Consider the following 13352-nt stretch of genomic DNA (forward strand, 5'->3'; position numbering starts at 1 on the left):
TGATCATAATTGGCTGGGCACAGACATCCCTCGTCCGGTCTGTTCGTCACATCGACGCAGGGCGGAGCGCAGCCATAGCTCAGGGGTGTTGATTTCACCGACAACGCGCTGGCGAAGGCAGGCGGCACGAAGGCGGTCGCAACCAAACTGGAGAAGAGCGCGATTTTCCTTCCGAGCATAGGCATGGACTACATCTCCTTTTCCCGCTCGACATTTAGCTACCATTTTACAACATACGTGTGATCACGATCAGATCGAAACGGTCCAGATGAGCCGGGCGCGGCACCGTGCTGATGCTGATCCAGCGCGGCAACGCGCCGGCGCGCTGAAGATCAAGAACGACTGATCTGTTTACCCTCCCCGCTCGCTTCGCGCGCCGACCCTCCACCCTGAAGGGGAGAGGCTTGTTACGTGATCATGCTCCCCGCTACACCCAGCGCATGGCGGACGAGGGCATCTTCATCGGGCAGGGTGGCGGGAAGCCTCAGATCCTCAATTTCGGACGAGCGAACCGGCACGGACTGATCGCGGGCGCGACCGGCACCGGCAAGACGGTGACGCTTCAGGGTATCGTCGAAGGCTTCTCGAAAGCAGGCGTGCCGACCTTCGTCGCCGATGTGAAAGGCGATCTGGCCGGACTGGGCATGGCCGGTTCGCCGATGGCGAAGTCGCACGAAGCCTTTGCAGCGCGGGCGGCCGAGATCGGCATGACCGACTGGACCTATGCCGACAATCCGGTCCAGCTCTGGGACCTGTTCGGCGAGCAGGGCCATCCGATCCGAACCACCGTGTCCGAAATGGGCCCGCTGCTGCTGGCCCGGCTGATGGGACTGAACGAAGTGCAGGAAGGCGTGCTGACGATCGCCTTCCATGTCGCCGACAAGGACGGGCTGCTGCTGCTCGACCTCGACGACCTGCAGGCGATGCTGAGCCACTGCGCCGAACGCGCGGACGAGCTGACCGTCACCTATGGCAATGTCTCGAAGCAGAGCATCGGCGCGATTCAGCGCTCGCTGCTCCAGCTTCGGTCCCAGGGCGGCGAGCATTTCTTCGGCGAGCCGGCGCTGGAGATCGCCGACCTGATCGCGACCGACGACGAGGGCCGCGGCGTCGTCAATATCCTGGCCGCCGACAAGCTCATGGCCAGCCCGGAGCTCTACGCGACTTTCCTGCTGTGGCTGCTGTCCGAGCTGTTCGAGCAGCTTCCGGAGATCGGCGATCCGGACAAGCCCAAGCTCTGCTTCTTCTTCGACGAGGCCCATCTGCTGTTCGACGAGGCGCCTCCGGCTCTGCTGGAGAAAGTCGAGCAGGTGGTGCGGCTGATCCGGTCCAAGGGCGTCGGCGTCTATTTCATCACCCAGAACCCGGTCGATGTGCCCGATACGGTCGCCGCGCAGCTCGGCAACCGCGTGCAGCATGCGCTCCGCGCCTTCACGCCCAAGGACGAGAAGGCGATCCGCGCCGCCGCCGAGACGTTCCGCGCCAATCGGGGCGTCGATGTGGCGAAGGCGATCACCGAGCTGAAGGTCGGCGAGGCGCTGGTGTCGCTGCTGCAAGCCGACGGGGCGCCAAGGCCGGTCGAGCGCACGCTGATCAAGCCGCCCGCCTCGCGCGTCGGCCCGCTGACGCCGGTCGAGCGCGGCGTGCTGCGCGAGACTGACGCGGTGGGGAAGAAGTACGACGCCGTCGTGGACCGCGAGTCGGCGGAGGAATTGCTCGCCGCCAAGTCGCAAGAGGCGGCCGCGGCGGCGGCGGCCGCCAAGGCCGAGACCGAGGCCGAGAAAGCGGCGGCGCTCCAGGCCAGGGAGGACGCGCGCCAGGCGAAGGAGGCTGAACGCGCCCGGATCGCCGCCGAGCGCGAGGCGGCGAAGCCGGGCATGATGGACAAGATCATCGTCTCGGCGACGCGTTCCGCCTCGTCCTCGATCGGGCGGCAGGTCGCTAACGAGCTGGGCCGGGCCGTGTTCGGCGGCACGAGCCGGCGCCGCTCCGACGGCGGGCTGGTCGGCGGGCTGCTGCGCGGCGTGCTGGGGAATCTGTTGCGGTGAGGTCGGCGGGGTTGGCTCCGATCTACCCCCAGGTGGCGGCACTGGTATTCGCGGCTTTGCCCTTTGGCTCGCCCGCCGCCGCGGCCGTCATGCACGGCGTCTATGATGGGTCGCAGGCCGAAATGGCGGCGCGGCTGGTGCTGCGGCCGGACGGGAAATTGGCCTATGCGCTGAGCTATGGCGCGCTGGACGAGCAGGCGCAGGGGCGATGGGTAGAGGCGGACGGCAAGCTGCTGCTGACCACCGAACCGAAACCAAAGCCGCCGCGCTTTGCCGTGGTCAGCGACAAGCCGGCGGCGGATGGCTCCATCCATGTCGCGCTGTCCGATCCCGACCTGCTTCAAGGATCGTCGCTGACGATGGCGGTGACGTATGAAGGCGCGAGCGCGCCGGCCTTTGTCGAGGTGGACGAGGACGGACGGCTGCCGGTGCCGCCCGGCAAGACGGTCGCGGCGCTGGTGCCGGACCTGCCGGTCTTCGAGCAGCCCCTTCCCGCCTATGCGCTGACGCCCGGCGGCCATTCGATCGTGTTCCGCTTCGAGCCCAACGATCTCGGCATCGCTGCCTTAGACAAGGAACCGCTCGGCATCGACGGCGATGTGCTGGTGATGCAGCGCCATGGCCGCACGATCCTGTTCCGCAAGAGCGGCGGATAATCCCGAGCGGAGCCCGTCCCGGAACAGGACAATCGGCGGATATTTCAGTTTTAACCTGTGTTGTAAGCCATTATAGTCGGCCTTGTTCCGGCTGCAGTGCAAACCGCGAAATTGGGGGCGGCTCATGAGACTTGTCGCGATCTTGGCGGGCATGATCGGCCTGGCTGCCGCTGCGCCTGCGTCCGCAGCGATGTTCACCTTCTCCGCATCGGGCGGAGGTCAGGCATCGGCCGGCATGTTCACGACCACGGATACGACCACCACGGTGGGCGGGCGCAATGCCTACACCATCACCGGAATTTCGGGGAGCTTCAACGGCGCTGCGATTACGTCGCTGTTGCCGACGGGCGCCAATTTCGGCGGGGAACCGACCGACAATTACCTGTTCGCCGACCAGGGTTATTTCACGCTGAGCGGCGTCGGCTTTTCCGTCGCGAACGCGCCGTTCGATTATAATTTCTATACGAGCAGCGGCGACAATTTCACGCGCCTCTACACGCGCGCCGCCGGCGTCGCCGGCGATCCCGGCAACGATCAGCTGAACACGACCCAACTGGCCTTCACGCTGGACGAGATCGTGCCTGCGTCGCGGACGTTCACCTTCACGGCTTCGGGCGGCGGCCAGGCATCCGCCGGCACGTTCACGACGACGGGCGGGACAACGACGGTCGGCGGACGGCAAGCCTACACCATCACCGGAATTTCGGGGAGCTTCAACGGCGCCGCGATCACGTCGCTGTTGCCGACCGGCGCCAATTTCGGCGGGGAACCGACCGACAATTACCTGTTCGCCGACCAAGGTTATTTCACGCTGAGCGGCGTCGGCTTTTCCGTCGCGAACGCGCCGTTCGATTATAATTTCTATACGAGCAGCGGCGACAATTTCACGCGCCTCTACACCCGTGCGGCCGGCGTCGCCGGCGACCCAGGCGACAATCAGCTGAACACGACCCGTCTGGCGTTCACCCTGCAGCCGGGGGCGGCCGTGCCCGAGCCGGCGGCCTGGGCGCTGCTCATCCTGGGCTTCGGCGTGACGGGTGCCGCGGTTCGCGGCCGCAGGGCAGCGGCGGCCTTCGCCTGATCGCCAGGGGTCGGCGCTCTATCCCTGCGCAAACGAGGGCGCTAAGGCTGCGGATCCAACCTGATCACGGATCGTCCTTGACCCAAAGCCGAGAACTCACCGTCCGCGCCATCATCCTGGGCGGCGTCATCACCCTGCTGTTTACTGCCGCCAACGTGTATCTGGGGCTGCGGGTCGGCCTGACCTTCGCGACGTCGATCCCGGCCGCCGTCATCTCGATGGCGCTGCTGCGCGCATTCGCGAACGGCACGATCCTTGAAAACAATATCGTCCAGACCGTCGCGTCGGCGGCCGGCACGCTGGCGGCGATCTGCTTCGTGCTGCCGGGGCTGGTGATGATCGGCGCCTGGACCGACTTCCCGTTCTGGACGACGGCGCTGATCACTTTCCTGGGCGGATTCCTGGGCGTGATGTTCTCGATTCCGCTGCGCCGCGCGCTGGTCGTCGACACCCACCTGCCCTACCCGGAAGGCGTTGCCGCGGCCGAGGTGCTGAAGGTCGGGGAGAGCGGCAACCGGGCGGGACTGAAGATCATCACGACGGGCGCGCTGGCGTCCGCCGGCTATGCGCTCCTCGCGGCGATGAAGATCGCGCTGGCCGAGGCCGCGACCTTCTTTCGCATCGGCAGCGGCGCGACCGGCATTTCGGCGGGCCTGTCGTTCGCGCTGCTGGGCGCGGGGCATCTGGTCGGACTGTCCGTGGGCGTCGCGATCGGCGTCGGCATCCTGATCGGCTGGGCGGTCGCGGTGCCGATCCTGACCTACGGCGTGCCCGGCCCGGCCGAAACCATCGCGCTGACGGTGTGGGGCGATCAGGTGCGTTTCTTCGGCGCCGGCGTGATCGGCGTCGCGGCGATCTGGACCCTGCTCAGCATCCTGGGCCCGATCGTCGGCGGCATCCGCTCCGCCCTCGCCGCATCCGCGCACCGCAAGGGCAGCGGCGGCGCGCTGCCGCTGCACGAGCGCGACATTCCGATCGGCATCGTCGCGGTTGCGACGCTCGCCGCGCTGGTGCTGATCGGCGTGCTGCTGGGCACCCAGATCGGCGCGATCGGCAACGAAGCGCTGGTGATCGGCGGCAGCCTGGTGTTCGTGGTGCTGGCCGGCGCGTTCATCGCGGCGGTGTGCGGATATATGGCCGGGCTGATCGGGGCGTCCAACAGCCCCATTTCCGGGGTCGGCATCCTGTCGATCATTGCCGCCGCGCTGCTGGTCGGCGCGGTTGCGGGCGAGAGCGGCGAAAGCGGGCCGCTGGTCGTCTATGCGCTGACGGTGACGGCGGTCGTGTTCGGCGTCGCGACCATTTCCAACGACAATCTCCAGGATCTGAAGACCGGGCAGCTGGTCGGCGCGACGCCGTGGCGGCAGCAGGTCGCGCTGATCTTCGGCGTCTTGTTCGGATCGCTGGTGATCCCGCCGGTGCTGTCGCTGCTGAACCAGGCCTATGGCTTTGCCGGTGCGCCGGGCGCGGGACCGAACGCGCTGCCGGCGCCGCAAGCGGCGCTGATCTCGGCATTGGCGCAGGGCGTGCTCGGCGGCACGCTCGACTGGCGGATGATCGGCTATGGCGCGATTGCGGGCGCCGTAATCGTCGCGATCGACTTCGCCCTTGCCGGGCGGCCCCGCCTCGGCTGGCGCCTGCCGCCGCTGGCAGTGGGCCTTGGCATCTACCTGCCGATGCAGACCAGCCTGCTGGTCGTGGTCGGCGCGGTCGGAGGATGGTTCTACGACCGCTGGGCGCACCGCCAGCGCGATCCCGAAGGCGCCGAGCGGATGGGCGTGCTGCTCGCGACCGGGCTGATCGTCGGCGAAAGCCTGTTCGGCGTGGCGCTGGCCGGACTGGTCGTCGCCACCGGCAGCAGCGCCCCGCTGCGCGTCACGCCGGAAAGCTTCGAACCGACCGCGCTGATCGTCGCGCCGATCCTGTTCGCGGCGATCGCGGTGTGGCTCTATCGCCGCACGGCGCGCGCCGCGTCAGCCCAGGAAACGGGCGATCACGTTCCGGGCTAGCCGCACCGGGCGCCGCGTGGTCGCATCGAGGCAGCACCAGCTTGACTTGACCTCGGCGAGCACGTCTTCGCCGCGCTTGATCAGCGTCGCGTAGAAGGCGCGCGCGCCGTCCACCTTTTCCAGCACCACGCTGGCGACCACCTGATCGTCGAGGAATGCCGGCTTGCGGTAGGTGATCTCGTGCTTCAGCGCGACCCAGAGCTTGGCCGCGACTTCCTCGGCCGGGGCAAAGCGGCGCCAGTGATCGATCACCGCTTCCTGCACCCAGTTCAGATAGCGCGCGTTGTTGACGTGCCCCATGAAATCGATGTCGGCGGGAAGGATGCGAATCCGGTGATCGTAAACGGCGCTACTCATGCGGAGCAGCTTACACGAATGTCAGCGGAGAGTCACCCGCGGCCGCGGTAGCCGGGGACGGCCTGGTCCGGCAGCCATAGACCGGCGGGCGGCTCGCCCGACTGCCAGAACACGTCGATCGGGATGCCGCCGCGCGGGTACCAGTAGCCACCGATGCGCAGCCAGTGCGGCTTCATTTCCGCGAACAGACGTTCGGCGATGCCGACCGTGCAATCCTCGTGAAAGGCGGCGTGGTTGCGGAACGAGGCCAGGAACAGCTTCAGCGACTTGGATTCGACGATCGTTGCGTCCGGCGCATAGTCGATCACCAGGTGCGCGAAATCGGGCTGGCCGGTGACCGGGCATAGCGATGTGAATTCCGGCGCGGTGAAGCGGACCAGATAGGGCCGGCCGAGGCGCGGGTTGGGCACATAATCGAGCACCGCGTCCTCCGGGCGCTCGGGAAGCTTCGACGGCTGGCCGAGATGTGTGATGTTCATGGCCGCCATCTAGTCGTTCGTCGACGATCTCCCAAGCCGGTTCGGCAAGCGCTTGTCGAAGCGCGTGCTTCTTCCTACCACCGCCCGCAAACCGGGAGGGACCATGACCAAGGCATTTCTGCTGGCAGCCGCCGCGCTGCTCTCCGCCCCTGCGCTCGCGCAGGACAAGCCCAAGGACGACGCGAAGGCCGAGAAGGCCGTGGGCGAAATCCCGCCGCCGCAGGTGGTCGTCACGCACCACAGCGGCACGTTCGGCGGGCAGAAGATCAACTACACCGCCACCGCCGGCGAAATCTATCTGAAGGCGGAGGACGGCACCCCGCGCGCCGCGATCAATTACTACAGCTACGTCAAGGAACCGCGCGATCCGTCGCGACCGGTGACCTTTCTGTTCAACGGCGGTCCGGGCTCCGGCTCCGTCTGGCTGCACATGGGCGCGTTCGGGCCCAAGCGGGTCGCTATTCCGTCCAACGGCACCGACGACGGCGCCCCGCCCTATCCGCTGGTCGACAATCCGGACAGCCTGCTGGACGTGACCGACATCGTCTTCATCGATCCGGTCGGCACCGGCTTCAGCCATGCGCTGGGCAAGACCGATCCGAAGGAATTCTGGGGCGTCACCAAGGACGCCAAGTCGATCAACCAGGTGATCCGGCTGTGGCTGAACGACAATGGCCGCTGGAACAGCCCGAAGTTCCTGGGCGGCGAAAGCTATGGCACCACCCGCTCCGCTGCGGTCGCGCACCAGCTTGAGGGCAGCTATAACGACGTTTCGCTGAACGGCATCATCCTCATTTCGACGATCCTCGATTTCGGCGCGCAAGCCGAGGTCGAGGGCAACGACATGGCCTATGTGATCGCCCTGCCGTCGATGGCCGCTGTCGCCTGGTATCACGACAAGGTGCCGAACAAGCCCGCCACGGTCGCCGAGTTCGTTGCCGAGGCGAAGGCATTCGCGTCGGGCGAATACATCACCGCGCTGATGAAAGGCCAGGCACTGACCGGACCGGAGCGCGACGCGATCCGCGCCAAGGTCGCGCGCTACACCGGCCTGTCGGAGCAATATGTCGAGCGCACCGACCTGCGCGTGTCGCCGGGCCGCTTCTGGAAGGAGCTGCTGCGCGATCGCGGGCTGGTCGTCGGCCGGCTGGACAGCCGCTACACCGGCAAGGACCGCGACAATGCCGGCGAAGGCTTCGACAATGATCCGAGCTTCTACGGCATCGACGGCGGCTATACCGCCGCGATCAATGCCTATGTGCGCAGCGACCTCGGCTTCAAGTCCGACCGCTCGTATGTGACGATCGGATCGGTCCAGCCCTGGGACTGGGACCTGGGCGACCGCGGCGACGGCACCTATTACAAGTCGGTCGCGCCCTATCTTGGCCAGGCGCTGCGCGAGAATAGTGGTCTGCGCATCTTCGTCGGCCAGGGCTATTACGACTTCGCGACGCCCTTCTACGGCGCCGAATATGCGCTGACCCGCACCGGCTTCCCGCAGGACCGCATCCAGTTCCATTACTACGATGCGGGCCATATGATGTACGTCCGAGACGAGGATCGCCACAAGCTGGCGAACGATATCCGGACGTTCATCCGCAGCCGGTAAGGCGCTCGTTTCTGCCGAACCCTTACACCCCGCCTAGATCGCGCCGCTGAACGTGTCGCACTGGGCGGGGTCGCCGGTCTGGATGCCCTTGCGCAGCCACGCCATCCGCTGCTCCGCGGTGCCGTGGGTGAAGCTTTCGGGGACGACGCGGCCCTGGCTTGCCTGCTGGAGCACGTCGTCGCCGATCTGGTGGGCGGCGCGCATGCCTTCCTCCACGTCGCCGGGCTCCAGCCGATTGCGGTTGGCGGCCGCCCAGACGCCGGCATAGCAATCGGCCTGCAGCTCGACGCGGACCTGGACTGCGTTGCCCTCCGCCTCGCCGGAGCGGGCCTGGAGCTCATGCGCCTGTTCGAGCGTGCCCTGCAGGTCCTGCACGTGGTGGCCGACCTCGTGCGCGATCACATAGGCTTGGGCGAAATCGCCGGCCGCGCCGAAGCGCTGCGACAGCTCGCGGTAGAAGTCGGTGTCCAGATACACCTTCTTGTCGGTCGGGCAGTAGAACGGGCCCATCGCGGACTGCGCCGCGCCGCAGCCCGACTGGCCCCGGCCGGAATAGAAGATCAGGGTCGTGGGCGTGTAGCGCGCGCCCGATTGCTGGAAGATGCGGCCCCAGGTGTCTTCCGTGCTGGCGAGCACCTGGCACGAAAAGCGGCTGGCCGCGTCGACCGAGCAGATCTGCGCCGCGGTCTTGCCGCCGGCCTGCTCCTGAGGCGAGATCGACTGCTGTCCGCCACCGCTGCCGAACAGGCCCAGCAGCCAGGCGCCGATCAGCACCACGGCGACCCCGCCGATGCCGAAGCGGCTGCCGACCAGGCCGAGGATCAACCCGAGCCCGCCGCCTCCGCCGAAGCCGCCGCCGAAGCTCTGCCCGCGCTGATCGCCGACATTGTCGCTGGTCCGGTAATCGTCGAGGCGCATGTGAAGTCCCTTCCGCCGTCTCAATGATCGTCCGAGCAATCGGTTGCTCTGCCTTACCTCACAAGGTTACGGGAGCGATATGGCGGATGCAGGACCGAATCGCAGGCGAGCGGCAATGCCGCTGCCGGATCAGGTTGCGCTGGTGCTGCAGGGCGGCGGCGCGCTGGGATCGTATCAGGCCGGCGTCTACGAAGCGCTCGACGCGCAGGGGATCGAGATCGACCGGATCGCAGGCATATCGATCGGCGCGGTCAACGCCGCGATCCTGGCCGGCAACCTGCCCGAGCGCCGCGTCGCCCGCCTGCGCGAATTCTGGGAACTGGTGACAAGCTGGCTGCCCAGCTTTCCGATCCCGGGCGACGATCACTGGCGCGAGCTGGTGCACGAATGGTCGGCGGCGTTCGTGGCGGTGACCGGCGTCCCCGGCTTCTTCGGCGCACGCTTCGTGCCGCCGGTCTTCGCCGCCCCCGGCACGCCCGGCGCGCTCAGCTTCTACGACAATTCCATTCTTGCCGAGACCCTCGACCGGCTGATCGACTGGACGCTGCTGAACGACGGGCCCGTTCATTTATCCGTCGGTGCGGTGGAGATCGAGAGCGGCAATTTCCGCTATTTCTCCAACCGCAAGGAGCGGCTGGACGCGCGCCACATCATGGCTTCGGGCGCGCTGCCGCCGGGCCTGCCGCCGGTCGAGATCGAAGGCAAATTGTGGTGGGATGGCGGCATCGTCTCCAACACGCCGCTCGCCGACGTGCTCGACACGCAGAGCGAGCCGATGCTGGTCTTCCAGGTCGACCTGTTTCCGGCCGCCGGCCCGGCGCCGCGCACGATCCTCGACGTCTTCGCGCGCGAGAAGGAAATCCGCTATTCCAGCCGGACGCGGCAGGTCAGCAACCAGCTGATGAAGCTCCGCAAGGAACGGGAACTGGTCCGCCGCGTGCTTCGCAAGCTGCCGGCCGAGCTGAAGGACGATCCCGATGTCGAGGCGCTTCGCGCCCAGGCGGCCGAGCAACCCGTCAATGTCGTCCAGCTGATCTACCGCGCATCCGCCTGGGAAGGCGGATCGCGCGATTACGAATTCTCCGCCCGCTCGATGACGGAGCATTGGGCCGCAGGCCACACCGCCGTCATGGAGACGATCGACAAGGCGGAATTGCTCGCCCGCAACATCGTCGACGGCCGGACCGCGGCCTTCGATCTTACCCGCAAATAGGAGTTCCGCATGTTCCTCAAAGGCAAGACCGCGATCGTCACCGGCTCCACCTCCGGCATCGGCCTCGCCTATGCGAAGGCGCTTGCCGGCGAGGGCGCGGCGGTGATGATCAACGGCTTCGGCGACGCGCAAGCGATCGAGGCGGAGCGCGCGAACCTGGCGGCGTTGAGCGGTGCGGAGGCCCGCTATTCGGCCGCCGACATGTCGAAGCCGGAAGAGATCGCGGCGATGGTCGGCGATTGCGCCGAATCGCTCGGCGGGCCGGACATCGTGATCAGCAATGCCGGCATCCAGCATGTCTCGCCGGTCGACGAATTCCCGGTCGAGAAATGGGATGCGATCATCGCGATCAACCTGTCCTCGACCTTCCACCTGATGCGCGCGGCAATCCCGCACATGAAGGCCAAGAATTGGGGGCGGATCATCTCGACTGCCTCCGCCCATTCGCTGGTCGCTAGCCCCAACAAGTCCGCCTATGTCGCGGCGAAGCACGGTATCGCAGGACTGACCAAGACGGTCGCGCTGGAGACCGCGACGCACGGCATCACCGTCAATTGCATCAGCCCCGGCTATGTCTGGACGCCTCTGGTCGAGAACCAGATCCCCGACACGATGCGCACCCGCGGCCTGACCCGCGAGCAGGTGATGAACGACGTGCTGCTGGCGGCCCAGCCGACCAAGCAATTCGTTCAGCCCGAGCAGGTCGCCGCGCTGGCGCTGTTCCTGTGCCGCGACGAGGCGGCGCAGATCACCGGCGCCAATCTGTCGATGGACGGCGGCTGGACGGCGGCCTGAGCTTTTCCGCTGGCGCTCTCGCCCGCGCGCGATAAGCTCGCGGGAAACGAGAGGGTCGCATGAACAAGGCTTGGCTGGTTGCGGCGCTCGCGCTGGGCGCATGCGCGCATGAAGACCGCGTGACAGCCGCCGCTCAACTGTCGCTGGACTGGCGCCGCGTGGCCACGCCCGCCGACCGCGAACGGCTGAGCCGGTGGCGCACCGCCTTTGTCGAGGGGCTGGCTCAAGCAAAGGCGAGCGGCCATGCAGCCGACATCGCGCGCGAAGGCCGGCTGCTCGAGCCCGACGCCGCGGTGGCCGGAGGCGGGCCGCCCGCCGGCGACTATCGCTGCCGCGTGATCAAGCTGGGTGCCAAGGGCAAGGGCGGGCTCGCCTATGTCACCTATCCGGCGTTCGATTGCAGGATCGCCGACGAAGCCGGGATTGCGAGCTTCCGCAAGCTGACCGGATCGCAGCGGCCGGTCGGCGTGATCCTTGATGGCGGGCAGAAGCTGGTGTTCCTGGGAACGCTGGTGCTGGGCGACGAGCAGCGCGCGATCGACTATGGCCGCGATGCCGAACGCGACATGGTCGGCGCCATCGAAAATCTGGGCGACGGCCGCTGGCGGCTGATCCTGCCATACCCGCACTATGAAAGCGTGATGGACGTGATCGAGCTGGTGCCCGCCACCATTAAGTCTGGCTCATAAAACGCCGTTCGGCCTGCGCTTGTCGAAGGCCTCCCTTGTTCTTTTGTCCAATGCCGGAAAGAAAGGTGGGGCTTCGACAAGCTCAGCCCGAACGGGATTGGGCAATCATCTGGAGAAACCCGTGCGCGCCCTTGCCTTGCTTCCGCTGCTCTTCGCCGCCCCTGCCCTCGCCCAGCCCGACAGCGTCCGTGCCGATATCGCGAAGGACATGCCGGGGCTGATCGCCATCTATCGCGACCTGCACGCGAACCCGGAGCTTTCGGGACAGGAGAAGCGGACTTCCGCCATTCTCGCGGCCGAAGCGAAAAAGGCGGGATTCGAGGTGACGACCGGCGTCGGTGGCTATGGGGTCGTCGCGGTGATGCGGAACGGCCCGGGTCCGGTGGTGATGCTGCGCACCGATATGGACGCGTTGCCGGTCGCCGAGCAGACCGGCCTGCCCTTTGCCAGCAAGGTCAAGGCGATCGGCCCGGACGGCCAGGAAACGGCCGTGATGCACGCCTGCGGCCACGACACCCACATGACGGCCTGGATCGAAACCGCGCGGCGGATGGCAGCGATGAAGGACCGCTGGTCGGGCACGCTGATCATGATCGGCCAGCCGGCCGAGGAGATCAATGCGGGCGCCACCGCGATGCTGAAGGACGGGCTCTTCACCCGATTCCCGAAGCCGCAATATGTCGTCGCCTTCCACGATTCCGCGTCCGGGCCGGCGGGCAGCATCGGCTATACGCCGGGCTACGCGATGGCGGCGGTCGATTCGATCGACATTCTGGTGAAAGGCGTCGGCGGGCACGGCGCCGCCCCCGCGACGACCAAGGACCCGATCGTGCTGGCCGCGCGGATCGTCACCTCTCTGCAGACGCTGGCGTCGCGCGAGATCGACCCGCAGGATGCGGTCGTGGTGACGGTCGGCTCGATCCATGGCGGCACCAAGCACAACATCATTCCTTCCGAAGTGAAATTGCAGCTGACCGTGCGCAGCTATTCGAAGGAGACGCGCCAGCATCTGCTGGACGGGATCAAGCGGATCGCGCGCGGCGAGGCGATCGCCGCCGGCATGCCCGAGGATCTGATGCCGGTCGTCTCGACCTTCGGTACGTCGGGTATCTCGACCTATAACGACGAACCGCTGACCAATCGGCTCGGCGCCGCCTTCAAGGCGCGCTTCGGCGAGGACCGGGTGCAGCAGGCCAAGCCGGTGATGGTCAGCGAGGATTTCCCCGAATATCGCGAAGCCGATCCCGAGCACATCCAGTCGACGATCTTCTGGGTCGGCGGCGTGCCGCAGGCGAAATGGGATGCGGCCAAGGGCGACACCGCCAAGCTGCCGTCGCTGCACAGCGCTTTCTGGGCGCCCGATGCGGAGAAGGTGATCGCGACCGGGAGCGAGGCTATGGTGACGGCTGCGATGAATTTACTCGAGAAAAAGTAGCATCGCTCGTCCCGAGCGTAGTCGAGGGGCGCACGCTCGGACTCTCAGCCATCGCCCCTCGAC

General features: G+C 66.9%; 13 protein-coding genes. 9 read left to right on the top strand and 4 right to left on the bottom strand.

Going from position 1 to position 13352, the window contains the following annotated elements:
* On the bottom strand, positions 1–185 hold a 185-nt coding region (locus VFT73_RS01115; RefSeq protein WP_326408272.1), incomplete at its 3' end, for a hypothetical protein.
* Between the two features lie 255 nt (positions 186–440).
* Between VFT73_RS01115 and VFT73_RS01120 the strand changes: the two genes are divergently transcribed.
* From VFT73_RS01120 to VFT73_RS01135, 4 genes are all read left to right on the top strand, one after another.
* Complete coding sequence (locus VFT73_RS01120; RefSeq protein WP_326408290.1) at positions 441–2048, top strand: helicase HerA-like domain-containing protein; 1608 nt, start codon at positions 441–443, stop codon at positions 2046–2048.
* Between the two features lie 11 nt (positions 2049–2059).
* On the top strand, positions 2060–2704 hold the full coding sequence (locus tag VFT73_RS01125; protein WP_326408273.1) for a hypothetical protein: 645 nt from the start codon (positions 2060–2062) through the stop codon (positions 2702–2704).
* Between the two features lie 124 nt (positions 2705–2828).
* Positions 2829–3785, top strand: a complete 957-nt coding sequence (locus VFT73_RS01130; protein WP_326408275.1) for a PEPxxWA-CTERM sorting domain-containing protein — start codon at positions 2829–2831, stop codon at positions 3783–3785.
* A 77-nt stretch (positions 3786–3862) separates the two neighbouring features.
* On the top strand, positions 3863–5794 hold the full coding sequence (locus VFT73_RS01135) for an OPT family oligopeptide transporter (protein WP_326408277.1): 1932 nt from the start codon (positions 3863–3865) through the stop codon (positions 5792–5794).
* Here the strand turns inward: VFT73_RS01135 and VFT73_RS01140 are convergent.
* Both VFT73_RS01140 and queF read right to left on the bottom strand, forming a co-directional pair.
* Positions 5759–6151: a thioesterase family protein gene (locus tag VFT73_RS01140; protein ID WP_326408278.1), complete on the bottom strand. Its 393-nt coding sequence runs from the start codon at positions 6149–6151 to the stop codon at positions 5759–5761. The two genes, VFT73_RS01135 and VFT73_RS01140, sit on opposite strands and share 36 nt — an antisense overlap.
* Positions 6152–6183: 32 nt before the next feature.
* Positions 6184–6630, bottom strand: a complete 447-nt coding sequence (gene queF / locus VFT73_RS01145) for a preQ(1) synthase (RefSeq protein WP_326408279.1) — start codon at positions 6628–6630, stop codon at positions 6184–6186.
* Between the two features lie 103 nt (positions 6631–6733).
* Here queF and VFT73_RS01150 point away from each other — a divergent pair, with 103 nt between their 5' ends.
* On the top strand, positions 6734–8239 hold the full coding sequence (locus VFT73_RS01150) for a S10 family peptidase (protein ID WP_326408280.1): 1506 nt from the start codon (positions 6734–6736) through the stop codon (positions 8237–8239).
* A 33-nt stretch (positions 8240–8272) separates the two neighbouring features.
* Here the strand turns inward: VFT73_RS01150 and ypfJ are convergent, their stop codons facing one another.
* Positions 8273–9157 carry a KPN_02809 family neutral zinc metallopeptidase gene (gene ypfJ, locus VFT73_RS01155; protein WP_326408282.1) on the bottom strand — a complete coding sequence of 295 codons (885 nt, stop codon included), beginning with the start codon at positions 9155–9157 and terminating at the stop codon, positions 8273–8275.
* Positions 9158–9236: 79 nt separating this feature from the next.
* Here ypfJ and VFT73_RS01160 point away from each other — a divergent pair, with 79 nt between their 5' ends.
* From VFT73_RS01160 to VFT73_RS01175, 4 genes are all read left to right on the top strand, one after another.
* A complete protein-coding gene (locus VFT73_RS01160) occupies positions 9237–10370 on the top strand; it encodes a patatin-like phospholipase family protein (RefSeq protein WP_326408284.1) in 1134 nt (377 codons plus the stop codon).
* A 9-nt stretch (positions 10371–10379) separates the two neighbouring features.
* The gene (locus VFT73_RS01165) at positions 10380–11165 is read left to right on the top strand and encodes a 3-hydroxybutyrate dehydrogenase (RefSeq protein WP_326408286.1); all 786 of its coding nucleotides are present in this window, start codon (positions 10380–10382) and stop codon (positions 11163–11165) included.
* 59 nt (positions 11166–11224) lie between these two features.
* Positions 11225–11854, top strand: a complete 630-nt coding sequence (locus VFT73_RS01170) for a DUF4893 domain-containing protein (RefSeq protein ID WP_326408288.1) — start codon at positions 11225–11227, stop codon at positions 11852–11854.
* 109 nt (positions 11855–11963) lie between these two features.
* On the top strand, positions 11964–13289 hold the full coding sequence (locus VFT73_RS01175) for an amidohydrolase (protein ID WP_414712765.1): 1326 nt from the start codon (positions 11964–11966) through the stop codon (positions 13287–13289).
* Positions 13290–13352: the final 63 nt, after the last annotated feature.

The organism is Sphingomonas sp. (assembly GCF_035758555.1).
Classification (GTDB): domain Bacteria; phylum Pseudomonadota; class Alphaproteobacteria; order Sphingomonadales; family Sphingomonadaceae; genus Sphingomonas_B.

Excerpts from the sequence above, each read along its gene's own strand:
- VFT73_RS01120 (WP_326408290.1), top strand. The coding sequence starts at position 441 with ATGGCGGACGAGGGCATCTTCATCGGGCAGGGTGGCGGGAAGCCTCAG.
- VFT73_RS01130 (WP_326408275.1), top strand. The coding sequence starts at position 2,829 with ATGAGACTTGTCGCGATCTTGGCGGGCATGATCGGCCTGGCTGCCGCT.
- VFT73_RS01140 (WP_326408278.1), bottom strand. The coding sequence starts at position 6,151 with ATGAGTAGCGCCGTTTACGATCACCGGATTCGCATCCTTCCCGCCGAC.
- queF (WP_326408279.1), bottom strand. The coding sequence starts at position 6,630 with ATGAACATCACACATCTCGGCCAGCCGTCGAAGCTTCCCGAGCGCCCG.
- VFT73_RS01150 (WP_326408280.1), top strand. The coding sequence starts at position 6,734 with ATGACCAAGGCATTTCTGCTGGCAGCCGCCGCGCTGCTCTCCGCCCCT.
- ypfJ (WP_326408282.1), bottom strand. The coding sequence starts at position 9,157 with ATGCGCCTCGACGATTACCGGACCAGCGACAATGTCGGCGATCAGCGC.
- VFT73_RS01160 (WP_326408284.1), top strand. The coding sequence starts at position 9,237 with ATGGCGGATGCAGGACCGAATCGCAGGCGAGCGGCAATGCCGCTGCCG.
- VFT73_RS01165 (WP_326408286.1), top strand. The coding sequence starts at position 10,380 with ATGTTCCTCAAAGGCAAGACCGCGATCGTCACCGGCTCCACCTCCGGC.
- VFT73_RS01170 (WP_326408288.1), top strand. The coding sequence starts at position 11,225 with ATGAACAAGGCTTGGCTGGTTGCGGCGCTCGCGCTGGGCGCATGCGCG.